Genomic DNA, 25,056 nt, shown 5'->3' with positions numbered 1-25,056 from the left:
GGAAGATAAGAATGCAACAGGAATAGGAGAACCTACCATATGTCATTAGACGGCATTGTTACCCGTGCGCTTGCACACGAGCTTGAGCAGACGGTGAGCGCCCGCATCCATAAAATTCACCAACCATCACCACACGACGTTATTTTCCATATGCGATTTGGAGGAGCTAACCACAAGCTGCTTATATCCGCCAATCCTACCTATCCGCGTGTTCATTTTACAGAGCAGTCGTTCTCCAACCCCTCAGAACCACCGATGTTCTGTATGTTGGTGCGCAAACACTGTGAAGGGGGATTCGTTGAACGAGTGGAGCAAGTCGGCATGGAGCGAATTATTCATCTGTATATCAGACAACGGGATGAGCTAGGGGATGAGTCTGTCAAGAAACTGATTATTGAACTTACTGGACGCCACAGCAACATCATTCTAGTTGATCCTGCGACCAATCAAATTATTGACGGCATCCATCATGTCACACCTTCTATTAGCAGTTACCGGATTGTGATGCCTGGGTTTAGTTATGTGGAGCCGCCTGAACAGCAAAAAGCAAATCCGTTAGAGGTTGATTTCAAAACATTTGAGCACTTGTGGCAACAAACGGAACAAGAGGCAGACGGCGAGACTGACCCTTCGACAGATGCAGCAGACGGACCTCATCAGCCTGCCAAATGGCTTGTACAGCACATGTCTGGCATTAGTCCACGCATCGCAAACGAGTGGCAGTACCGCGCGGAGCACGATATGACAGCGTCAAAGTCACGCTTGGCTCGTGCTTGGGATGCCTTCCACACGTTAATGGAATCCGTGCGATCTCACCAATACGTGCCTACTATATTGGAAGATGAAGCAGAGAAAGTATACTTTTCAGCGCTTCCAATTACGCATATACAAGGGAAATCCACCCAGTATGAAGTGATGAGCACATGTATGGAAGCCTTTTATGGCGAGAAGGCTATCCGAGATATGGTCAAGCAGCGTGTAGGTGACTTAACCCGCTTCCTACAGCAAGAACGAATCAAAAATGAGAAAAAGTTAAAGAAGCTGCAAGAAACACTTGATGAAGCGCAAGACGCGGATAAATATAGAATTATGGGAGAGCTGCTGTTTGCTTCTCTTCATCAGCTCAAACGAGGCGACCGCACAGTTGAACTGGTCAATTATTATGACGAGGACGGAAAGACGATCCATATTCCTCTTGACCCGCTGCTGCATCCATCTGATAATGCGCAACGTTATTTCAAGAAATACAATAAAGCGAAAAATAGTATGCAGGTCGTAGAAGAACAGATCGCCGCAGCACAAAAAGAAAACGACTATTACGATATTTTGCTCCAACAGTTGTCTGAAGCGAACGTACAGGATGCACAAGAGATTAGAGAAGAACTGATCGAACAGGGTCTCGTGCGTGATCGAGATCGCAAGTCAAAACGCAAGAAAAAAGATGCGCGACCAACTATATATTGTTACACTTCTTCGGAGGGCATCCCGCTTTACGTAGGCAAAAACAATAAGCAGAACGAATATGTGACAAACAAGCTGGCCAACGCCAACGATACTTGGCTGCACACCAAGGATATTCCTGGTTCGCATGTCGTTATCCGCAGCGAGCAGTTCGGGGATTCTACCTTGGAAGAAGCTGCGCAGCTTGCAGCTTACTTTAGCCAGGCGAAACATTCAAGCCAAGTTCCTGTTGACTACACGCTTGTGCGCCATGTGCGCAAGCCAAACGGGGCTAAACCTGGATTTGTCATCTACGAACGTCAAAAAACGCTCTACATTACACCTGATGCACAAAGAATCGCGAACATGCCCTTCCAAATGAAGCAAAGCGGCAACGCTTAATTACACACCAAAGGCCGGTATCCTGCCCTCACAGCAGATTACCGGCCTTCTTATCCACCAACATCCATTCCCTTGCGGTAACTTTAGGTCAAGCGACGGCGTTCTGCAATATGACGCAGCTCGTTTACTGTATCCATACTCACGCGTCGACTCCCTAATTGACCATGAAACACTTTTCCTTGGCGAGCACCATGAAAATCAGAACCAGCTGTCATGATGCAGTTAAATCGCTGCGCCAGCGCAGCATAACGCTCAACATCCTGCTCGTCATGATCTGAATGCCACACCTCAATGCCATCAGGCTTCATCTCAGTAACGATTCGTTCTACAAGCTCATCACTGCCGTATAACACCGGGTGGGCAAGCACAACAGCTCCGCCTGCATCACGAATCCATTCCGCCGCTTCATACGGCCTAATCCGTGGCGGGTTTACATAGGCGGTACCATTTGCACCTAAATATTTATCAAATGCTTCTCGCATATCTTGGACGACACCTCTGCGGACCAGCGCATCTGCAATATGAGGCCGGCCGACACTTTCCCCATCAGCAAGCGGCCGACCAAGCTCAGCCACCACTTCCTCCATCGTGATCGGGATGCCCTGCTCCGTCAACTTGTCTGTTATCATCACATTACGATAATCACGTGTCTTGCGCAGCCTGCTCAAACGTTCCAATAACACAGGATCACACTCATTAACGTAGTAGCCCAGAATATGAATATCGACACCTGACTCCACAGTGCTAATCTCAACACCTGGAATGACGTGAATATCTAGTTTATGTCCCTCTGCGACAGCCTCCGCAATACCTGCGACCGTATCATGATCCGTTACCGCCAACGCTTCTAATCCCGCACGATGAGCCAAACGAACTTGATCACGCGGCGCTTCCATTCCGTCGGACGCCGTCGTATGAGAATGCAAATCAGCGCCACCATGTGGGATCGGAATGCCTATTTCCGCTATTTCCGAAAATATTTCTGTCGTCATCTATTCCCTCTCCTTCTCTCGGTGCTGCCGCAAAAAATTTAAGAATGCTGCGGCTGGCCAAGCCAACACACCTTCCTTACGGTGAACAACGTAGAACTGCCGCCTAAGTGATAACCCGTTTACCCGTAACGCTTTCACTAATCCTAGCTGACGTTCGTGTCGGACCGCAGATGGAGACAGCATCGTCACACCAAGACCTGCCTCTACGGCGGATTTCACTGCGCCAGTACTACCCAACTCCATTACGACCTGAAGACTTCTGAGATCCACTCCTTGCTGCTGCAACGCATCTTCCATTACTTTTCTCGTGCCTGAGCCCTCCTCACGCAGTACATAGGAACAAGCTAATGCGTCCTGCAACGAAACTTGTTCCTTTCCTGCCAAATGATGGCCTGCGGGGACGATCAGCATCATTTCATCCTCCATGACCGCTTCAACAACCATGTCGCCATCTATGACTGGCGCTTCCACCAAGCCCAAATCAAGACGGTGTGCACGTATACCTTCCATAATTTGTGTTGTGTTCATAACTCTCATACTAAGGGATGTCTGGGGATGTTCGACCCCAAATTTCCCTAACAAATGAGGAAGTACATATTCACCAATGGTCAGACTTGCTCCGAGTTGTAACTTGCCATGCAGTTCTTTCGTAAACGAAACCATCGCCTGCTCCGTCTCCTGTACCAGATCTAAACTGCGTCGCGCATAAGGCAGCAGCGTTCGTCCGGCATCAGACAACTGTAGTTTCTTTGTTGAGCGGTGAAACAGCTTCGAACCGAAGTAATCCTCCAAAGATTGAATTTGCATTGTAACAGCGGGTTGAGTCATATGTAACACTTGAGCCGCAGCCGAAAAACTGCCCCGTGACGCTACCGTGTAAAAAATATGCAGCTGATGAAAACTAACCCCCATTACTCCCGCATCCCCTCATTTATATATAGAGTTATTATAACATAGCCCCTCTTATACAGGTCACCTATCCCGCTATACAAAAAGCCGCACCCCAACAATCGGGATGCGGCATCACTTCATACGTATAACTGGGGGCGGTTTACTACTTGCGCTTTCGTGAATTCTTTACTAAGGTCATCCGTCTGGAGTGACGCAGCCACGAGTAATAAGTCTTCAAATCACGCAGCTCCATCGTTTCTGACATACGTCCTAAAAAAGTGACTACAACCATCTTCATCATCGGGCAGCCCGTAATGTCAAAATCACGATCCGACTCTACTAACTCAGCCACCATAACGATATCTTCATCAATTAAATAAACATCTTCCTCATGACGATAATACGAAGTCATACTCTGGTTCTTCAAATACTCCCACATTAATGTTGCAATACTCTCCACATCGGTATCCGATTTCGCAATCCGATCGTTCCAGCGTGTCTTAGCATGGTTCGTAATAACGATATCCGCGATCTTCTTGTCACCAAGCCAGACATAAAATGGCTCATATGTGCTCCAACGCTCCATTACCTTGTCTCTCACCGGTACCACTCTCCACCAGATAGGTCTTTTTCTCTATGTATATTTACCCATAATATTACATGATGCGTAACTGATTCTCAAGTTCATACGGGCCATAACTAGCTGTTTTTAGGAAATCTTTAACAAGATGTCGAGGTAATGACAAAAAAGACAACGGTAGTGGAACCACCATCGTGGTTTCACCTGCCGTTGCCCTGTGTTTTCACTGTAACTCACGCACTGTAATGTAACGTTGTACATTTACATCCCGTAAAATCTCGTCTTTTCTTCAAACTCACCGCTATACTCGGTTTTAATTTCATTCCGATAGGAGCGTTCAATCTTCTTGACGTAATTTAGACGTTTAATATTTTTCATCGTCTCTTCCGCACGTTCAGCGTTAACATAAAGGACGGCATACTGCATCTTACGTGACACATAGTGCAGCGAGCCGTATTTCTCTAAATTACGAGCGGCCTTTACGTCGCTTACCCAAATGATAAAACCTGTACGATCTGGAAACATGCTGCTTTCCCTCGCTTTCCGATTACATTACGCTTCGCAAGAGAGCGAATATCGCTAGACTGCATCGCATTCATTAACAACTTCCGCAACTTCCGCTGCATCCACTACCACAGCCACCGGTAGACTTAAGTGAGTTGCTAGGTACCTTGATCGTGTCTGATACCGCGGCAGCTATCGTCTTGGACAGTTCGTATAACATCTCGTCCAATTGCTCCTCCGCTTGTTTATATTGACGCACTTCCTCATATTCGTGCAGTTGGCGTTCAACCGCCTTCACAGCAGCCTTCGCCTCATGATAGTCCGGATGATAGTGGCCGAAGCGTTCCGTCTCGGAAAATGTCTCTTTCTTGCGAGCAAATTCAAGAACTAGTTGCTGCACATCTTGTTGTGTTGCCATGCGCTCTTTCCAATATAAATAAGAAGCCATCTCGGCTGAATCCTTAATCATGTCTCCTAATTCGTACGCTTGGATAAGCAGAGCGGCCATGTCAACAGGTTCATGTTCTTGTGGCATTCGTTATCACGCTCAACTCTCTATTTGCGGTCTATTCATTCCCGCGTACTCGTTCAAGCCACGCTGGCAATAGGATTCGAACACCTTTCCACTGATCCGGCTGCACCTGCGTCTGATTCGTAGTTCCATCCCGTGAGATTGAAGCTTCCAGCAGCCAGGCTGACTCTGGCAGCTCTTGTACCCGAAATGGAACGATGACTTCCCTTTCGCTACCTGCGTTACCAGACTCCACTTCGAGCGGCAGCATCTGTTCAATCGCGGTCTGAACTAATTCTTTCATCGTAGATGCATGGTACGAGCGGACAGCATTCGTCCACATGACTGGCAGGCCATAGAACGGCGATAATACAGCATCATGGTGCAAAATATCCGTATCCATTTCATAATACTGCAATGAACTTGGACTGTAAACCATCCCTTTTGCATCATACCCTCCAAGAGCTGTCGCAGTTCCCTCCATCAGCCCCTCTTCACTAGTGCTTAGACTGATCATTTCCATATGTACTTCCTGTTCACGTGCCCCCACATGCCTGTCCATCGTTGCTAGTTTTGAATCATAAACCTCATCCTGCCCCCAACGTTGCATTGGAGCCATGCCAACCTGCTCCAATCTGCGGCGAATCCGGTCCACCTCTTGGCGATCAATTACAAAATCTTTCGAGCCAATTGGAGTAAGCACTGCTTGTTCTCCAGTTGTCTCCCAAGCCAATCGTATGGCCGCAGCAGTCTCCTCGTCGGCGCAGCGCAGCAGTACAACTTCAGCAAACTGCACGCGCCCATATTGAGCATTCCAACGCTCACAAGCATCCCTAATATTGTGAGGAACCCCTGTACATGCTTGCCGTTCCATAAAAGAAACAACACAATCTAATGTATAGCCTCGCTCTACAGCCGCAGTGTATGAATCTTTTGTGAGACGAAACGTATGCATGGCATCAGAACTTACATGCTCGGCTATCATCTCCAATTCCCAGCGCACAGACAAAGGGCAGTCAGGTGGCGCAATAATCTCAAAGTCAGGCTGAATAAACAAGCCGGAAAACGATTGCGATTCGTTCTGATGTTGTACTGTTGACACAGCATATGTGCGACTGAAATCATTTTCCTTCCACCTGTACCACCAGTTACCTTCCGCATCTGCACCAAGATCACAAAACCCTAGCGAATGTGCCATCAGCAGCCAACTGCGATATTGTGGCAATTCCTCTGCATGCAACCACTTGTCGTAGGCGACAACAAGCAAGCTGGCGTCCACTAATCGCCAGTCTGAGCTGCCTCCCATCATGGCAAGTGCTGCAATTGCATGTTTTAAGCTGCTTTGTGCAGGCACAAAATGCTCAAACGCAATCTCAAAAATGGCCGCGCGCCACTTATGGAGCGGCTGTTGCAGCCAATATTGAAGCACATCCGCACGAACACTGTACTGCTGTGCTTCTTTTCGCAGCATGCCAAACCGAAGGGCAATATCTAAGGTTACCGCTACTGATGCCGCTAAAATCGAAGAGTTGGGATACTCACATCCACTTGTCGCAATAGCTTCATCTGACATCTGTATGATGTTGGACAGCCGCTGCATCGTCTTCTTATGCAGCATGCCTTTAGCAGTTAGAGGCAGCCCTTCCTTGACGGCATACACAAGCAGGCGAAATACATCTCCTGCCGCTCCTTCCCCCACTTCAACTCGGTCGCAGCCAGGAAGAGTTTCCAGTTGTAACGGCGCAGGCACGGTTAATTCCAATTCATTACGCCCCTCATAACGAGAGTCACCTGTCTTGCTCCAATACAAGCCAATCATTACGAAATAAACATCACGCGGCACAAAATAAATCCGTTCTCCCCATGATTTCCGCAATGCGGCTATTAGACCGAACTGCTGCAAATACGGCAGTGCTGCAAGCACATAGGCGCCTGCTGCCTCAGCGCTATGCCACTGTGCAATCTTGCCCTCGTTAAAAGGCAGCGCACCTGCGCGTTTGACAATAACTTCGAATTGGCGGAACAGATCAGGCGGCATCTGAAGTAAGGTCTGCCTAATTTCTTCGACTGAAGCCGCATATCTCCGCCAGTACGATTGTGCAGGATGCCCGCCAATTTCAACTGTCCGCGCAAGCAGCTGTGCCGTATTCATGGAGTTGCTCCTCCTTCACAATGTCATATTGATACCCTTGCTCGATCAGAAAGAGCTGACGCTTCATCGCATATTCCTGCTCCTTGGAATGCTCCGATACAAGGGTGTAGAAATAAGCTTGCCTTCCGTCTGACTTCGGTCTAAGCAACCGACCTAATCTTTGTGCTTCCTCTTGTCTGGAACCGTAGCTTCCTGACACTTGAATTGCAACCGTAGCGTCAGGGAGATCAACAGCAAAGTTGGCCACCTTAGATACAACTAATACATCAATTTCTTTGTTTCTGAACTGCTCATACAGGCGCTGACGTTCTTCCTGAGGGGTACTTCCAGTTAAGAGCGGCGCTTGTATGCCAGCAGCAATAAGTCGGAGTTGGTCCAAATATTGCCCGATAATGAGTGTGGGCTGTTTCTCATGACGTGCAAGCAGTTCTTTGATTACGCGCAACTTATCTATGTTTTCCCCTGCAAGACGCGCTTTTTCTCTTGATTCCGCGCGTATATATCGTTCATTTAATGGAGCAGACATCGGAACCAGCAGCTCTGCACAACTAACTTTTGCAATAAACCCCGTCTCTTCCAGTTGTCGCCATGGCAGCTCATATCGTTTCGGCCCGATTAATGAAAATACGTCCTGTTCGCATCCATCTTCTCTGACCAACGTAGCCGTCAGACCGAGACGTCTCGTCGCTTGCAAATCGGCTGTCGTCCGAAATACAGGCGCAGGCAGCAGATGGACCTCATCATAAATAATCAGCCCCCAATTCCGCTCATGGAACAGCCGCATATGGATAAATTCCTCATTTTCCGCATGGCGATAAGTCATCATTTGATAAGTAGCAATTGTGATCGGCCTGACCTCTTTGGATTGACCGGTGTACTCTCCAATCTTATTGTCCGTGAGGGTAGTCTTCTCTAAAATTTCACGTTTCCATTGTTTGACCGAGGTTGTATTTGAAGTCAGAATTAGCGTCTCGCTTTGCAACTGCGCCATCGTCCCAATGCCTACAATCGTCTTGCCAGCCCCACAAGGAAGCACGATGACACCGTCGCCACCCAACTTATGAGTGCCTCCTGTGAACGCTGTCACCGCCTCCTGCTGATAGTCCCGCAGCTGAAATGCAGCGTCGTCTGCCTCTGCTGTTGCCAGTGCAAATACAAGCGACTCCCCGTCCTGATAGCCGACCTGGTCTATGACCGGATAGCCAATTCGAGCAAACTCCTTTTTGAGTCGTCCTCTGAATTTGGCGGGTACACTGACAGCATCGGCTCCTAACGTCCCGCTAAATAACGTACCAATTTCGCTGTTATGTATGAAGCGGGCTAACAGGTTTTGATCCCTGCACACCAGTCGGAGCGCCTCTGCGTCGTCTTCTCCAGCAAGAATAAATAGTCCATATCGGCCCATCCATAACGCAATGTCTTGCTTCGCACGTGTTGGAATCGGCCAACTGGCATACTGTTCCAACGTATTCGTAATATCTTCTGCGCACATACCCGCAGCAGCGGCGTTCCACAACGTAAGCGGCGTCATCTTAAAAGTATGTATACCTGCCGGATGTTTAATCAGCGTCGCAAAGCGCTGCAACTGTGGTCGCATGTCCTTATAACGCGGACTACTATCGTGCACTAGTATAGTCAAGTCTTGTTGAACGACCATTTCAAAAATGGACAAACGTGTCACCGCCTCATTACAAACGTATAATGTTGCATTGCTGCCATCAAGATTGCCTTTTTGCTTCTTGTTTTTGCTGCGTTATTCATTTTACTTTCTTTTGACTTACGTGTGTCCGGTGTCCATCACCGCAGTATTCATTCCCACATCGATGTTAACCAGCACCTTTTCATCCCTGTATGTACACTGCAAAAAAGTTCATCCCCACTCTCCCGCCAGCAGCGCTTTAGACGCACAAACTGGTGGGAGATAGAAAGATGAACTCCAAAATAAAATCTGTTTAATGCGTATACGGTGATTCAGAAATTTCACTGAGCGCTTGACCGGCTTCATCAGCTAGAGGACGACGTACAGCCAAGTCACCCAAAGATACTACGCCTACCAGTTGACCGTCATCAATAACTGGGAGTCGGCGTACCTGATGCTCTGCCATCACCTCTGCCGCTTCGTCCACTGACATATTGGAGCGCACCGAAATAATATGCTCTGTCATGACATCACGTATATGCGCAGAGTTCGGATGCTTCTCTGCCACACCACGTATAACGATATCACGATCTGTTACCACTCCGACAACACGCCCTTGATCTACAATCGGCACAAAACCGATGTCCTGCTGTTTCATCAAGACAGCAGCCTCGTATACATTATCCAGCAGCGTCAAGGTCGAGCATGAATCAGTCATTACTTCTTTAACGTTAGACATGGATATCCCTCCTGTTCAGGCATATACTTCCCACCCTAACGTTATTTCATACTTCAAATTGTACGGCATTCCGTTCATTCCGTTCCGAGTCGCTTGCCCGCGACTCTTTTAGCGCATCAACAGCCATCGCCAGCAGCAATTGCCCTGCTTGCAGCATTGCACGTTCCTCAAAGTCAAACATCGGGTGATGATGCGGGTAGCGGCAATTCTGCTCATTGCCTGCGCCAACAAAAATAAAACAGCCTGGTACAACTTTATTATAGTAAGCAAAATCTTCCGCCGGCATCATCATGTCTGCTGTATGTACTGCCGCCTCACCAAAGCATGATGCCGCGACACGGAAAACCCGTTCTGCTTCCGCCTTATCATTCACGAGTGCTGGATAACCGATTCTATACTCCAGTTCATATTGTGCATCATACATAGCACACGTATGTTCAATGATCGATTCCACACGATTCCTTAACAACGATCGAATTAAAGGATCAAAGGAACGCACAGTTCCCTTCAAAATAGCACAATCTGCTATGACATTTTGTGTAGTGCCTGCCTGAAGCGACCCTACAGAAACGACTGCCGATTCCAGCGGAGATACGTTGCGACTAACGATCGTTTGCAACTGCTGGACCAAAGCTGCGCCTATGACTACAGCATCAACGCATGCATGCGGCATACCCGCATGGCCTCCCTTTCCATGTATCGTCACAAAAAAATCATCAACAGCGGCCATCATCGGACCTGAACGCGTGGCGATCTCTCCCGCAGGTAGTGGTGTCCACAAGTGAACGCCATATATGGATTGCACGCCTTGAAGCGCCCCGTCCTTGATCATAGCTTGCGCACCACCAGGGCTCACCTCTTCAGCTGGCTGGAAGAGCAGCCTTACTTCTCCCCGCCACTTGTCGCGATGCTCCTGCAACAGCCGCGCTACGGCAAGCAGCGTGGCCGTATGACCGTCGTGGCCGCAGGCGTGCATCACACCTGGTATTGTGGACCGGTATTCGCACCGCTTGCCGTCTTGTATTGGAAGTGCATCCATATCGGCCCGAAGTGCGATCACATTGCCCTCACCTTGACTTGATTTAATGATGCCCACTATTCCATGTCCGCCTATGTTACGCTTAATCGAGATACCAAAGGACGTTAACTTCTCCGCAATATAATTGGACGTATTCGTTTCTTCATAAGATAACTCTGGATGCATATGTAAGTATCTGCGCCATTCCACCATCTCATCAAAACGCCATTCCGCTTCCTCTACCGACCATTCATTATACATATAACTTCACGTCCTCTCCCCAAGCCGTGATATACGATGCCTATTGTTGTACCATATTGTAACATACCTCTGCCGTCCTACGCTTGTCACAATTTGGCCACACAACATTCACTTCTGTTTGCTCATGCAGAACACTGCCGCTCTCTTGCAGAAGAACTGGAAACATACTATCATGGAAAAGAGATTTGAACTTGGCGTTTTATAGAATAAGGAGGAACTGGCACATGATTATTGAAAATTCAGGCCTGAACGGGCTTGTCTCTGAACTGGCACATCTCGATGAAGTGTCCGAATCGCTCGGATTTGTTCGCTGGCAGTGGGAATATTATCGAGCTACATACGATCTGAAATTGGAAGACACAGAGAGTGGCGCGGAATATTTCGTACGTGTAAACACACGGGTTACGGAAGGCAAACTGGAAAAGCCCGATGCGCTGCTCGCTATCGAAGCCGTATATATGGGAAAAGCGACGTTCCCCCACGGACTCGATTATGAATCACCTGTCCCGCAAGCGATCGTAAATACGGCAACACAGAAGCTTGAGCAATTCAAGCAAGCTCTGATTGCTTAGAGGGTTCATCATTGAATCGAACAACCTATAAACCCATGAAACGAAATACCCCGCCCCCGTTAAGTAAAGGTACACCTGACTTCCAATTGCTTGTGTTTACTTTGCTTCTTGTGGGATTCGGTGTTGTCATGGTATTCAGTGCGAGTTCCAGTCTTGCTGCCGTTTCAGAAAAATACAACCATGATGCTCTATACTTCGTAAAACGCCAGTTGATGTGGGCCGTCATTGGATTTGTTGCGATGCTTGTCGCAATGAACATCCCTTATTCCTTTTATAAGAAATGGTTTGTACCTTTTTTTATCGTTACCTTAATTATGCTTGCTTTAGTTCCTTATATCGGCAAAGATTTGAATGGTGCCAAAAGTTGGTTCGGCGTCGGGAGTATCGGAATACAGCCCTCCGAATTAGCAAAGATCGCCACTGTTCTGTACTTGGCCGCGCTTATTACCAAGAAGGGTGAGGTATTCCGAGATTTTAAGCGCGGCTTGTTCCCTGTTATGATCATCGTAGGGGTTGTCGTTGGACTGATCATGTTACAACCAGACTTTGGCTCCGCCATGATCTTGGCGATGACAGCAGGCATTATAGTCATTGCTGGCGGTGCCAACATGAAGCATATATTTAATTGTGCGTTTGTTGGCCTGCTTGGTGTTGGAGCAGTGCTCGGGATGAGTTATGTCATCTCGCCCGATAAGCTTACATCCGGCTATAAATTCGGCCGGATTCAGTCTTGGCTTGATCCGTTGCATGACATTCAGGCATCAAGCTATAACTTGGTCGAGTCACTCAAAGCCATTTCGCATGGCGGCTGGACAGGGGCAGGCTTTGGACAAGGCATACAAAAGCTTCTCTATTTGCCTTATCCTTACAACGACTTTATATTTGCGGTTATTGCTGAAGAGTTAGGTTTTATCGGCACTACTCTGTTCCTAATTGTATATGCCTACTTAATATGGCGCGGCTTGCTTATTGCTCTGCGTTGTCCCGACATATACGGGACACTGGTAGGCGTCGGCATAATCGGTAATATCGCCGTACAAGCCTTTATTAATATTGGGGGCGTTACGCGTACGATTCCCATAACAGGGGTTACGCTTCCGTTTATTAGTTACGGCGGGACATCACTACTTATAACGATGGGAAGTATCGGAATACTGCTTAGCATATCACGAGAGTACACACGTGCGGCACAATCCAAGACATCCAATCGTAAATCAGGCACTTCACAGAAAAAAGACTACCGGCCATTGCGGCCTGTGTAGTCTTTTTTTCTTTACTGCTTATCATTTGACACGTTGCAAATCTTCCAGTTCTTCGTCTTTAAACGCTACACCTTCCACTTTCACATTCACTTCAACGACGTCCAGTCCTGTCATATTCTGAACCGACTCACGAACATTAAGTTGCAATTGACGGCATACTTCTTGGATCGGCATTCCATACATCACGATGACACGCAGATCAATAGCAGTTTCCACTTGACCAACCTCAACCGTCACTCCAGTCTGTACATTTTTGCCGCTAAGGCGCTTCGCCCAGCCTTCGGACAGACCTCCAGACATTGCAGCAATACCAGGGGTTTCTAGTGCTGCCAGACCCGCAACGGTGGCGACGACATCATTAGAAATCCTTATGTTACCTTCCTTGTTTAACAATTGTTCTTCCGTCATCGTCGTCAATCCTCCTAAGCATTATTCACAGCAATACTTCACTGCAAAAGCATGATTATCTTTGATACTATTGTAACTATCCATGTTCATGAAATCAAACCCCTGCAATTATGAAAGATACATGTTTGGAGTAAAGAGATAAGGCTGCGGTTATTTGCTTCATCAATACGAGGTCAAGGCAGTATGAGGCATGTAGCTGCCATCAAGTATGTAATCTCGAGTTCCATGCACGAAAAAAGCTTGGACGACAAATGTCATCCAAGCTCTATTTATGCATTAAGCATTGCGGACCGACTTCTCCAATGCTTCATACAATGAAGCAAGATTCCGTTCCAGCTTGCTTACAATCTGTTTGCCAAGACCTTCTTCCACAAGTCCAGCCTTAACGGCAAAATCAACCTGACGTGAGAAACCGTACATCTGAGTGTCCAGCACTTCCTCATAGAGAGGGCAATAACGTGTCGCCAAGTTCTCCATCTGAACTTGTATCAGCTTCTCTATTTGAAGCGCCTCTTCTTCTAGCAACGCGAGCGCTTTATCGTTTAATTGTTGCAACACATCCGACGAAGTCATGCCTATATTCCCCCCTATGACCTGTAGTCACGAATCTTCTATTATCATATTAGACGAATCTGACTATGAACACAAGATGCACGTACAGAAAAAGCCGAGAACGAGAATCGTCACCCGGCTTTAACCCTCTTAATTAGTATTATTCACCTATAATGGTTACATTTAACCCGTATTTCTCAAATACGGCTGCCATTGCTTCTTTTGCTTCCTCTGCATCTGGCCCGTGAACATGAAGCTCATAGGCATGATTGCCAAGCAACGTTGTGAACAAACCTAATATGCTTTTGACGTCGATGTATTTATTCTCTGCTTGCAACACGATTGAGGAACGGAATGTGTTCGCTCTTTGCGAAATTTCTACAACTGCCGCGTTATTATCCGCCATGATAACCCCTCCAAATATAAATGCTGGAATTGATGTTCAATTTCTAATACCATCATACCTTGAACCAAATCACAGACGCAAGGATATTTCGGTTGAAAATAGTGCTAAAGGCAATATTTCCATTACTCACTAATTACTTCAAATTTTCTGGATTTAACTGCTCCAGCTCAGGCAGAACAAACAGGCCATCTTTACGTACCAATACGTCATCAAAATACATCTCGCCGCCGCCATACTCAGGACGTTGAATCAGCACCAGATCCCAGTGAATAGAGGAACGGTTTCCATTGTCCGCCTCCTCGTATGCCTGTCCAGGCGTAAAGTGAATGCTGCCCGCAATCTTCTCATCAAACAGGATATCCTTCATTGGATGTAAAATATACGGGTTTACGCCAATTGCAAATTCGCCAATATAACGTGCACCTTCATCTGCATCCAAAATTTCATTTAGGCGCTTCGTATCGTTGCTTGTCGCTTCTACAATTTTACCGTTTTCAAAGCGGAAAGACACATTTTCAAACGTAGTGCCACTATACAGCGTTGGTGTGTTATATGTAATAGTACCATTGACAGAATTCCGAACTGGCGCCGTGTATACTTCCCCGTCTGGAATGTTGCGCTGACCCGAGCATTTGACTGCCGCAATATTTTGGATGGAAAATGTCAAATCGGTTCCAGGACTGACCAGTCTAACTTTGTCTGTTTTCTCCATAAGGGCTTTAAGTGCATCCATTGCGCGATCCATCTTAGAATAGTCTAAATTACATACATTAAAATAGAAATCTTCAAATGCCTCAGTTGACGTATTCGCAAGCTGAGCCATTGAAGCATTTGGATAACGAAGTACAACCCATTTCGTACGTTTCACACGTTCTTCCATGTGTACAGGATGAGAATAAATAGAATCAAACAGCTTCTGTTTGTCACTAGGAACATCGGACAGTTCGTTTACGTTCTCGCCAGCACGGATACCGATGTACCCTTGCATACGCTCCATACGGAGCAAGTCAAATTCTTTCCACGTCTCCATTTGTTCCTTCGAGCCGTTCATTAGCAGCGATCGCAGTACAGTACGATCCGTCAATTGTACAAAAGGATGACCTCCTTTCTTGCCAATCTCGTCAACGATACATTTCACAAGATCACGCTCAGAACCGATCATTTCAACAAGAATATTTTCACCTGGCTGAACTTCAATCGAATAATTGACCAAATTTTGAGCTAATTGTTGTATTCTTGGATCTTTCATAAAATGCTCCTCCTCCAACTCAATCCTAACTAGTGCACATCTTATTTTATGGATGTCCCCCATGGCTATTGTTACCATGACAACGATATTGTATCACGTCTGATGAGGGAAGTCAGCGATACTCACTGAACTCGGCCACCGTCCGAATCGTCTCTGCCGCCCATTTGCCACCGTCTTCATAATGCGCCTGCATCACCCCTTCAAGCCGAAGGGGAAGTTGTGACCGACGGTCAATCCATATAATATATGCTGCACTCACCTGAGAGCTGTTAAGCATACTTAATAGCTGCTTGCGGTAATGCTGCGCAGCTCCGTTCAACTTTCCTTCAAGCGCCTTTATTTGAGTTGGAGTTAGCTTCGAGCTCACCTGATTTACTTTTTGACGAGGAATAATGAGGCTATCATACTCATCCATAATTCGTTGCTTGAACATCCGTTTGGCGTCCGCTTGTTCTAGCTGCACCAAGTAAGGTAATGTTTTGTCTGTTGGAAAAGTCGGTTTTTGCTCTCCTTTAGCTGCATTATCGTCCCATTCCACAGAAGTGGAAAGAAGAGAGGGCTTTCCCTCTTCCCATCGACTGACTTGCTTGCGGGCGAGACGAATTTCTTCTAGCATTCGCAGCGGGTTCCATCGTTGTGGTGTCGTAGGCACTTCATTTAGAACCCTGCTCATACGCATAGAAACACCTTTATGTTGGCGCACTTCACCATTAAAGCGCAGCTGCTTCGTCAACACTTGCCGTTGACCAGTACGGATTTCAGCAATTCCTCGAAACAGAAATTGATCCTTACCCGACAATCCACTAATAGATCGGGTAAGCACTTCCTCTGGGTCTTGAGTCATTGGTACGGCACAACCTTGAACGCTCAGCAGCATTATACAGATGGACAACCACCAGGCCTTACGAGGCAATCGTCTGCTCATCACTTCCACATCCTGTCCTGTACTACCCCTTTAAAAAAACAAAAAAAACGAGATAGGCAACGATCACCTATCTCGCATTAGCGTAACTCAACCTTTACTTCGTTATACATCTAAACTTAGAACGGCTACGACGACGCGCTAATCCGAATCTGATTACGTCCGCAATTTTTAGCGTCATAGAGTGCCATGTCTGCACGATAAAACAACGATTCCACACTAATTTTCTCATCCTGCCAGTTCCATTCCGCAATGCCACAGGATACCGTTACTTGTGGAGACGTTTCATTGGCCACTCGTGCTCGAATTCGTTCCGCCACACGCACAGTTTGATTGACGTTTAACTGCGGCAAGTAAACAGCAAGCTCCTCACCACCCCACCGAGCGGCAATATCTGCTTCACGAATCGAAGAACGTATGATCTCACTGACCTGATTTAATATTTTGTCCCCAATCTGGTGTCCGTGTGTATCATTAATTTGTTTGAAATAATCAATGTCCACGACAATTAATGAACCGCAAAAGTCATTTTTTTGTTGGCGATTGATTTGCTTGTCCAAATAATGACGAGCGTACAGCCCCGTTAATTGATCCTTGTTCGCTAAATGCTTCACACGTGCATGCAGCGTAGCATTGGCAATCGCAAGGCCAATATGGCCAGCAAGCATCTGAAGAAGCTTAAAGTTGTCATACGTAAAGAAATGTGGCCGCTTGTCCGCCACTACAACAATGCCCACCATCTCCCCTCCGCCAAACAGAGGTGAGGCAATAACGGAACGTAAATTCAATTGCTCAAAAAATTGCATGCGATCTTGAATTTGCTCTTGACTGTCAGATACGATGACAGGTTCTCGAAGAGAGAACATATAACCGAACAAACCCGATTCTGACGGCAGCGTCGCACCATTGTACTCCACCATATTGGAAGAAACGACCTCGAACCTGCTCTTGTCCTCGCTTAACTGCAACAGCATGCAGAAGTCTGCTCGGAACACTCGCAGCAGCTCGTGTGTCGCATCGTGGAACACATCTCTTAATCTCAGACTTTGATTAATTCGCTTAGTCAAATCATTAATAAATCGCAGTTCCTGAATTACCGCATTGGCCTGTTCATGCAACCGAGCATTTTCAAACGCAGTCCCCGCGGTCTCAATAATAAGCTGAATAAGTTGAATGTCAGAAGGATCGGGCCGTTCATCATAAAAGATCATCTTCAGTACACCATACGAACCTTGCTTGCCTGTCAGAGCAACAGCTACCTCAAGACCGCTGTCGGGCGTTTCTGCGTAGCAAGCTTCCCCATTCATAAAGGCCTGCATCACGAGTGGATCACTCCATGATTTGAATATGAGCGCCTTCACATTCGGATTCTCACTCCTATGATCCTGCGACAAATACACTTCCAGCTTGGCTTCTGGAACAAGCTTCTCTATACCTTCTATAATCTGTGAAATAACAGAATCTACATCTATATGATCATGAATGTGACGAACCACATCGTAAAGAATGTCTCTTCGCTTGGATTCGCGTTCTGCCAGTCGCTGAGAATAATAAATCTCATTAATAAACATATGCTCGAATTCTCTGTAGAAGGAGCTGTGGAGTTGAGTCATCCACCCTTCAACGGCCAGTTGACCTTGGTCACTTACCGCAAGCTTTGTATGAAATACGATGACAGCGGCTACCAACTTGCTGTGTCTGGACACAATCGGAACCCCAATATATCCTGACTCGTCATCGATAATATGACGTTGTGTACGCCGTTCTGACAGCACGCTGTTGACTAATGACGAAAGAAGTGATGGCTCCTTGCTGCCAGTCGGAGGCAAATCACTTTCCAAACACTCGCCCCTGTAATCAAACAATGCGGTCTCGCCCAGTTGGGATTGTACGTGAGCTGGAATATCGGAAAGCCATTGAACATACGCCGTCCGCACAAGTAATTGTATGTATGGCAAATCGTGCACCGTAATATCACGCTGCAACAGCCAATTATCCGGACTTCTGTCTAAGGACTTATGTTCAATTCCGGGCTGTCCGCCAATAACGAACAGTGGCAATGTTCTCTGAAGTGAGTGCTGGCTATCCGTCATCCTTTTCTCCTTCAAAACTAAGGTTTATCTATTTGTATCATACAATAAATTCAACTCAAAAGGTACTACTTCGGAACGTTATCAACCATATTTTTTAGGACAATAGAACTATGTCGAACGTTGCGGTATAGTTCTGTCGTATTATGTCGATCTGCTTTTAATTTTTGTTAAATTACTTCTATATAGTTTTATTTTGTAACTTAAATGTATTTTATAACCATGTACAATTCACTCATTTGAAGCGTAGTCGTAATAAAGAATGAATTTACAACTTGACATTACTATATCCAATCTTATAAAATTACTTGATGTATATGGGCGAAACTGTTGTGTCACCCCTCACGACTTCCATCGCAGGCACGACTGCGGCTGAAACATTTCGTGCCTGAGCCAAGGATGAGCTGGATAAGAAATCTATTTCTTAATTGGCTATAGTATGAGAATCGGCGCAAAGAGACCCACATTCAAACCATATCATGAATGAGAAGGAGTCAACTTTAATATGGCACGTTACACAGGTCCTAAATTTAAATTAAGCCGTCGTCTTGGCGTATCCTTGAGCGGCACTGGAAAAGAATTGAAACGCGCGTACCCACCAGGACAACACGGTCCTAACCAACGTAAGAAACTGAGCGGTTACGGTGTTCAATTGCAAGAGAAACAAAAATTGCGTCACATGTACGGCTTGAACGAGAAGCAATTCCGCAACTTGTTCGATCGTGCAGCTAAGTTGCCAGGTATCGCTGGTGAGAACTTCATGTTCTTGCTCGAGAGCCGTCTGGACAACCTTGTATACCGTCTTGGATTCTCCAACTCCCGTGCAGGCGCACGTCAATTGGTATCCCACGGTCACGTGACTGTAAATGGCAAGAAAGTCGACATCGCTTCCTACTTGGTAAGCACTGGCGACGTTATCGGCTTGCGTGAAAGAAGCCGTGGCTTGAAAGTGATCAAAGAGGCTATCGAAGGCCGTCATCACTTGCCAGGCTACTTGGAGTTCAACGAAGCAGCTGTGGAAGGTAAGTTCATTCGTCTTCCAGACCGCGGTGAGTTGTCCCAAGATATCGACGAGAAACAAATCGTCGAGTTCTACAGCCGTTAATATTAACGAACATCAAAAACGTTGGAGCCTCTGGCTCCAACGTTTTTTTATGACCAAATGCACACAATAATGCCTCCCCCTCAAACCTCATTTCCTCGTGTTGTTTAAGAGTTGTTTTTAGTTGTCAATAGCTGTATACGTAACGACAATGACCGCCAACAAATTGTACGAACTATGGAACTTTTTGCAAGGATATTCGTCTATAGGTAGAGCTATCAAAACGTATTATGTGGTATAATGGAAAGCGCTGCAATTATTAAGGAGGATATTATGCATGGTTGAGGAGAAATTGACGAAACAAGAAACTCCCAAGCCTAAGCCGAAGCGCTCCTTCGGTCGTCGCTTTTGGGGTGTAGCCAAGTGGATGCTATTCTTTGGTCTACTCTGTGGCTTTCTTGCAGGAGGAGTTGTCCTCGGATATGTAACTTCTCTCGTCAAAGATGAACCTATACGTTCCAAGGAACTGATACAGGAGAAGATAGCAGAGAACGCGATTACTGGATACGTGTTCTTCAAGGACGGCACCCCCATCGGACAGCTGAGAACCGATGAAGACCGTACCTTAACCACATTTGACAAGATTCCTCAGTCTGTTATTGATGCGCTTGTCGCAACAGAGGATAACCGTTTTTTTGATCACCCGGGCATCGACCTTCGTGGCTTATCACGCGCTGTCGCCCAGAAAGTCATGAATCAACCGGTTCAGACCGGCGGAAGTACACTCACGCAACAACTTGCGAGACGTGTTTTCCTCAGCTTGGATAAGACTGATGCAAGGAAAGCAAAGGAAATATTTTTATCGCTCCGTATTGAACGCATGCTGAGCAAAGAAGAGATTATTACAGCCTATTTAAATAAGATGCCGTTCGGTAACGGATCAAATGGCTACAATGTGTATGGGATCAAAGCAGCCGCAAAGGGCATCTTTAATGTAGAAGACCTTAGTAAGCTTACAATAGCACAATCCGCTTATTTGGCAGGATTGCCGCAGCTTCCATCTGTTTACACGGCTTTTACTGGTAAAGGGGAATACAATGAGAAAGGTATTGCCCGGGCAATTGAACGCCAAAAGCTCGTCCTAAAACGTATGTTGGAAGAAAATAAAATTACGCAGCAGCAATACAATGACGCTCTCGCTTACGACATTCGGGCCAAGCTTGCCAAGCCAAAAGAGAAAGCTTATTCTACATACCCTTATCTCATGCTTGAAGCTGAACGGGTGGCAGCAGAGACACTTTTGCTCCAACGCAATCCGAAACTAACAAAGGCAGATCTTCGCAAGCGCGAGAACAATCAATTGGTAGAAGATGCACGCCAAGAGCTGTTACGCGGCGGCTACCGTATCTATACGACAATTGACAAACAGGTATATGATGCAATGAAGCGTGTCTCACAGGATGCAGACAACTTTACGAAGACGGATAAGACTAGAGGAATTGAACAGGTCGCAGGTGTTATGATCAATCACCGAACCGGAGCTATTTTGGGAATGATTGAAGGCCGCGATTTCTATGAAGAACAGATGAATTTGGCGTCACAGATGATGCGTCAGCCAGGATCAACGATGAAGCCGTTAGCTGCTTATTTGCCCGCTATCGATCTTGGCTTAGTACAGCCTGCTTCGATTTTGGATGATGCGCCTATCGTTCTAAAGGATGGCTCAAAGGGGTTCCATATCCCGGGTAATGCGAACAATCGTTATCAAGGGCTTGTAACTGCTCGTGATGCATTAAACCAATCTTTGAACTTGCCAGCTCTAAAAATATTTTTAGACAAAGTCACCATCAAAAAGTCTTGGGATTTCGTGCAAAAGTTAGGCATTACAACGATTCAACCCGAAGACTATCAAGCGCAGACTGGTGTTATAGGCGGTTTAAAATACGGGGTTACCGTAGAAGAGATTACAAATGCTTTTGGCGCCATCGCAAATGGTGGACAATATAACGAACCTTATTTTATTGGTAAAATATACGGACCTACTGGAGCCGAAGTGTATAAGCACAAATCAGAGCCTAATCAAGTCGTATCCAAACAAAGTGCCTATTTAATGACCGATATGATGAAGACGGTCATCAGCGATTCACGCGGAACAGGCAGAAAGGTTAGGTCATTATTTAACGGTTACGGCGAATATGATGTAGCAGCCAAAACAGGTTCTACACAGAACTATGCAGATTCTTGGTTTATCGGATATACACCAGATGTCACGATGGGAATTTGGATCGGATATGAAAAACAAATTCACGTCCTTAACAAAAGCGCATACTCACGCTCAACGGAAATATGGTCCAAGGTGATGAATGAGGTCATGAAAGCGAAGCCTGACTTGCTGCACACCAAGAACTTTGAACGTCCAGATGGAATTGTGAGGATGACTGTATCCGGCTTTAGTGGCAAGCTGCCTAACGCACTAACGAGAGCAGCCAATCGTCTAGTAACAGACATCTTTAACCGCAAGTATATTCCTACTAAAGAAGAAGATGCGCTGGTCATGATGAAATATATTACTTATAACGGGGTTAATTACATCCCTAATCCAGCTACTCCTGACGACTTTACACATGAACAAGTTGTCGTGAAGCGGGAAAAGCCTATTCAAGAGTTGATTGAAGAGCTTCGCAGAGGTTTGGATCGCTTGTCATCAAGCAGCAGAAGACGTTCATTAGATAATTATTTGCCAGCAGATGCCAAGTTAGATGCTCCATCCCAAAAAGACCCACGCAAAGATGATGGAGCGGCACCTAGCGCCCCAACGTCAGTTCGGTCAGAAGCAATCAATAGTACATCCGTGCGTATATCATTTAGTAAAAGCCCACAAGGAGACGTCGTTGGTTATCGATTGTATCGCTCCTTAAATGGTGGAGCTTATCAGAAGATGGATGCAACTGTATTATCAGGAGATGACACTCGCTTCACCAATTATGTCTCAGCTGGCAACAACTACAGCTTCTATGTAACTGCAGTTGACGTTGTGGGCAAAGAGTCCGCTCCATCAGCTATTGTCACCTTGGGTGGGGGCAGCGAAGTCAAACCACCTACGAATGGTGCCGGCGGTACACCAGGCTCAGGGGGTCAAACGACTCCGCCAACCGGTGGTGAGACTACAGAGCCTGGCAATCAGACTCCACCTGAAACTGGTGGCAATGGCACTACACAACAGCCAGGTGAGTCGACTGGGCCTGTTGTTGAGTTGCCAGATGCTCCTGCTCAACTAAGAGCTAAATTAACAGATCTTGGTGTTAGTCTGACGTGGAAAGCTTCCAATAATAGTCCGACGGAATATTACGTGTATTATAGTGTTACTCGTGATGGCAAGTACGAACGAATCGGCTCTGTGCCCATTCCGGAATTCGAAATGATTACGATGAATCCATCAGGATGGTACTATGTAACCGCAGCGAACAGTAAGGGTGAGTCCAAGGGCTCCCGCCAAGTTAACGTTGAAAAATAATCACAGCACATGCAGCACCGCTAATCATGGTTGAGCCGCCCCTATTTAGGCGCTCAGCCACTTTTTTTTGCGCGAGCCATCTCCAGCTCAGAAAAAAGACACACATTATATAGCCGTCTAAACCACAGACAAAGCTAATAATGTATGCCTCATAATTTAATCTTCAATTGTAGACAGATCACCTGTCGGTAAGTTAAGCTCCCATGCTTTTAGTACACGACGCATAATCTTCCCTGAACGTGTCTTCGGCAGCTTGTCTTTGAACTCGATCTCACGAGGTGAAGCATGAGCCGATAAACCTTCCTTCACAAACTTCGAAATATCTGCCTTTAATTCGTCTGACGGTACATATCCTTCACGCAACGATATAAAAGCCTTAATAATTTCACCACGCATCGGATCAGGCTTGCCAATAACACCGGCCTCTGCCACCGCAGGGTGTTCTACAAGCTTACTTTCGACCTCAAATGGCCCTACTCGTTCGCCAGAAGTATTAATTACGTCGTCGATCCGCCCCTGAAACCAGAAGTATCCATCTTCATCACGATAAGCCGAGTCGCCCGATACGTACCACCCTTGCAAGCGGAAATACTCTTCGTACTTAGCTGGATTGTTCCATACTTTACGCATCATAGATGGCCAAGGCGTACGAATCGCCAAGTTACCCATCCGATAAGGCGGCAGCTCATTGCCTTGATCATCGATAATGGAAGCCTGTACGCCAGGTATAGGACGCCCCATCGAACCCGGCTTAATATCCATGCTTGGATAATTACAAATTAACTGTGCGCCAGTCTCTGTCATCCACCACGTATCGTGAATGCGCTGGTTGTATACTTTTAACCCCCAGCGAACAACTTCGGGGTTAAGCGGTTCACCAACAGATAATACGTGACGTATCGAGGATAAGTCAAATCCTGACAATAGGTCATCCCCTGCACCCATCAACATACGAAACGCTGTAGGTGCACTGTACCAAATCGTAACTTTATATCGTTGTAAAGTACCATACCAATCCTGAGGACTGAATCGGCCACCACGGACTACGTTAGATACCCCGTTTAACCACGGCGCAAAAATTCCGTATGACGTACCTGTAACCCATCCTGGATCGGCTGTACACCAATAGACGTCGTCTTCTTTAAGGTCAAGCACTATTTTCCCCGTATAATAATGTTGAACCATAGCATTCTGAACATGATAAACACCTTTTGGTTTACCTGTTGAACCAGACGTATAGTGAATAATGAGTCCATCTTCGCGTCCGAGCCATTCTAACTCTGCTTCCTCAGATGCAGCGTCCATTTCCGAGTAGAAATCAATAATGCCTTCTTCGGCCTGCACACCTTCGCCAACAACAATAATGTGTTTCAGTGCAGGCAGCTCTGAACGTTGGATACGGTGCAGCAGTGCTGGTGTTGTCACGATTGCAATCGCGCCGCTGTCTTCCAGACGGTCTTTCACCGCTGTCTCCATAAACGCTTCAAACAAAGGGCCTACAACCGCTCCAACTTTTAAAGTACCAAGCAAACTAAAATACAGCTCAGGCGTACGCGGCATAAAAATAAATACACGCTCTCCCTTGCCGATTCCGAATTTACGCAGCACGTTGGCAAATTGATTCGACTTTCTGCTTAGCTCACCGTACGTATAAGACTCGTCGCGTTGCGCATCGCTGTAATATAAAGCGATCTTATCAGCACGCCCTTCGACTACGTGACGATCTATCGCCTCATACGCCATATTGACTTTTCCAGATTCATGCCATGTAAAGTGCTTTTCAATTTCCTCCCAGTTAAAACTGTCTGCTGATACCTCATAATTCGGCAAATTCGGACTTGTTGCTGTGGCAGCAATGATTTCTCCTTGCACATTACCCATTCCGTGTCATCCTCCTGTTTCAATCTTCT

The 25,056-nt window shown here is 46.4% G+C and carries 21 protein-coding genes; 5 read left to right on the top strand and 16 right to left on the bottom strand.

The window, feature by feature from the left end; all coding sequences use genetic code 11:
- Positions 1-39 precede the first annotated feature (39 nt).
- Positions 40-1,842 (top strand): Rqc2 family fibronectin-binding protein, encoded by a 1,803-nt coding sequence (locus H509_RS0110560; RefSeq protein WP_028545054.1) that lies wholly within the window; start codon positions 40-42, stop codon positions 1,840-1,842.
- A gap of 83 nt (positions 1,843-1,925) precedes the next feature.
- On the opposite strand, the gene H509_RS0110555 is transcribed toward H509_RS0110560, so the two are convergent.
- The 9 genes from H509_RS0110555 to H509_RS24915 form a co-directional block, all read right to left on the bottom strand.
- A complete protein-coding gene (locus tag H509_RS0110555) occupies positions 1,926-2,834 on the bottom strand; it encodes a PHP domain-containing protein (protein ID WP_084159153.1) in 909 nt (302 codons plus the stop codon).
- The gene (locus tag H509_RS0110550; RefSeq protein ID WP_028545052.1) at positions 2,835-3,746 is read right to left on the bottom strand and encodes a selenium metabolism-associated LysR family transcriptional regulator; all 912 of its coding nucleotides are present in this window, start codon (positions 3,744-3,746) and stop codon (positions 2,835-2,837) included.
- Between the two features lie 142 nt (positions 3,747-3,888).
- The gene (locus tag H509_RS0110545; RefSeq protein WP_028545051.1) at positions 3,889-4,326 is read right to left on the bottom strand and encodes a hypothetical protein; all 438 of its coding nucleotides are present in this window, start codon (positions 4,324-4,326) and stop codon (positions 3,889-3,891) included.
- Positions 4,327-4,566: 240 nt separating this feature from the next.
- Positions 4,567-4,830: a YlbG family protein gene (locus tag H509_RS0110540; RefSeq protein WP_028545050.1), complete on the bottom strand. Its 264-nt coding sequence runs from the start codon at positions 4,828-4,830 to the stop codon at positions 4,567-4,569.
- Positions 4,831-4,903: 73 nt separating this feature from the next.
- On the bottom strand, positions 4,904-5,344 hold the full coding sequence (locus H509_RS0110535; protein WP_028545049.1) for a YlbF/YmcA family competence regulator: 441 nt from the start codon (positions 5,342-5,344) through the stop codon (positions 4,904-4,906).
- 31 nt (positions 5,345-5,375) lie between these two features.
- Positions 5,376-7,472 carry a helicase-associated domain-containing protein gene (locus H509_RS0110530; RefSeq protein ID WP_028545048.1) on the bottom strand — a complete coding sequence of 699 codons (2,097 nt, stop codon included), beginning with the start codon at positions 7,470-7,472 and terminating at the stop codon, positions 5,376-5,378.
- Positions 7,438-9,129 carry a DNA repair helicase XPB gene (locus H509_RS0110525; protein ID WP_028545047.1) on the bottom strand — a complete coding sequence of 564 codons (1,692 nt, stop codon included), beginning with the start codon at positions 9,127-9,129 and terminating at the stop codon, positions 7,438-7,440. Before H509_RS0110525 ends, H509_RS0110530 begins: the two co-directional genes overlap by 35 nt.
- 295 nt (positions 9,130-9,424) lie before the next feature.
- Positions 9,425-9,850 (bottom strand): CBS domain-containing protein, encoded by a 426-nt coding sequence (locus H509_RS0110520; RefSeq protein ID WP_028545046.1) that lies wholly within the window; start codon positions 9,848-9,850, stop codon positions 9,425-9,427.
- A 46-nt stretch (positions 9,851-9,896) separates the two neighbouring features.
- Positions 9,897-11,129, bottom strand: coding sequence for an amidohydrolase (locus H509_RS24915; protein ID WP_036696904.1), 1,233 nt, complete (start codon positions 11,127-11,129; stop codon positions 9,897-9,899).
- Between the two features lie 224 nt (positions 11,130-11,353).
- On the opposite strand from H509_RS24915, the gene H509_RS0110510 reads away from it, so the two are divergent.
- Together H509_RS0110510 and ftsW are read left to right on the top strand one after the other, a co-directional pair.
- Complete coding sequence (locus H509_RS0110510) at positions 11,354-11,701, top strand: YugN family protein (protein ID WP_028545045.1); 348 nt, start codon at positions 11,354-11,356, stop codon at positions 11,699-11,701.
- A 35-nt stretch (positions 11,702-11,736) separates the two neighbouring features.
- Positions 11,737-12,963: a putative lipid II flippase FtsW gene (ftsW, locus tag H509_RS0110505; RefSeq protein ID WP_036697197.1), complete on the top strand. Its 1,227-nt coding sequence runs from the start codon at positions 11,737-11,739 to the stop codon at positions 12,961-12,963.
- A 21-nt stretch (positions 12,964-12,984) separates the two neighbouring features.
- Here ftsW and H509_RS0110500 read toward each other — a convergent pair whose 3' ends face one another.
- The 6 genes from H509_RS0110500 to H509_RS0110475 all read right to left on the bottom strand — a co-directional run bounded on the left by H509_RS0110500 (position 12,985) and on the right by H509_RS0110475 (position 18,593).
- Positions 12,985-13,371, bottom strand: coding sequence for an Asp23/Gls24 family envelope stress response protein (locus H509_RS0110500; protein ID WP_028545043.1), 387 nt, complete (start codon positions 13,369-13,371; stop codon positions 12,985-12,987).
- Positions 13,372-13,647: 276 nt separating this feature from the next.
- Complete coding sequence (locus H509_RS0110495) at positions 13,648-13,944, bottom strand: DUF1507 family protein (RefSeq protein ID WP_028545042.1); 297 nt, start codon at positions 13,942-13,944, stop codon at positions 13,648-13,650.
- 139 nt (positions 13,945-14,083) lie between these two features.
- Entirely contained in the window at positions 14,084-14,329 is a 246-nt protein-coding gene (locus H509_RS0110490) for an HPr family phosphocarrier protein (protein ID WP_028545041.1), read from the bottom strand.
- 133 nt (positions 14,330-14,462) lie between these two features.
- Positions 14,463-15,578 carry an aminopeptidase gene (locus H509_RS0110485; RefSeq protein ID WP_028545040.1) on the bottom strand — a complete coding sequence of 372 codons (1,116 nt, stop codon included), beginning with the start codon at positions 15,576-15,578 and terminating at the stop codon, positions 14,463-14,465.
- A 112-nt stretch (positions 15,579-15,690) separates the two neighbouring features.
- Positions 15,691-16,503, bottom strand: coding sequence for a hypothetical protein (locus H509_RS0110480; protein ID WP_028545039.1), 813 nt, complete (start codon positions 16,501-16,503; stop codon positions 15,691-15,693).
- 125 nt (positions 16,504-16,628) lie between these two features.
- Positions 16,629-18,593: a sensor domain-containing diguanylate cyclase gene (locus H509_RS0110475; RefSeq protein WP_028545038.1), complete on the bottom strand. Its 1,965-nt coding sequence runs from the start codon at positions 18,591-18,593 to the stop codon at positions 16,629-16,631.
- 502 nt (positions 18,594-19,095) lie between these two features.
- Between H509_RS0110475 and rpsD the strand changes: the two genes are divergently transcribed.
- Complete coding sequence (gene rpsD, locus H509_RS0110470) at positions 19,096-19,695, top strand: 30S ribosomal protein S4 (RefSeq protein WP_028545037.1); 600 nt, start codon at positions 19,096-19,098, stop codon at positions 19,693-19,695.
- Positions 19,696-19,969: 274 nt separating this feature from the next.
- A complete protein-coding gene (locus H509_RS0110465; RefSeq protein WP_028545036.1) occupies positions 19,970-23,146 on the top strand; it encodes a penicillin-binding protein 1A in 3,177 nt (1,058 codons plus the stop codon).
- Between the two features lie 156 nt (positions 23,147-23,302).
- On the opposite strand, the gene acsA is transcribed toward H509_RS0110465, so the two are convergent.
- Entirely contained in the window at positions 23,303-25,027 is a 1,725-nt protein-coding gene (gene acsA, locus H509_RS0110460; protein WP_028545035.1) for an acetate--CoA ligase, read from the bottom strand.
- Between the last annotated feature and the right edge of the window lie 29 nt (positions 25,028-25,056).

It is taken from the genome of Paenibacillus taiwanensis DSM 18679 (genome assembly GCF_000425125.1).
GTDB classification, from domain to species: domain Bacteria; phylum Bacillota; class Bacilli; order Paenibacillales; family Paenibacillaceae; genus Paenibacillus_B; species Paenibacillus_B taiwanensis.
Note: the sequence above shows the minus strand (reverse complement) of the source record. Positions and strands in the feature narration are given on the sequence as shown.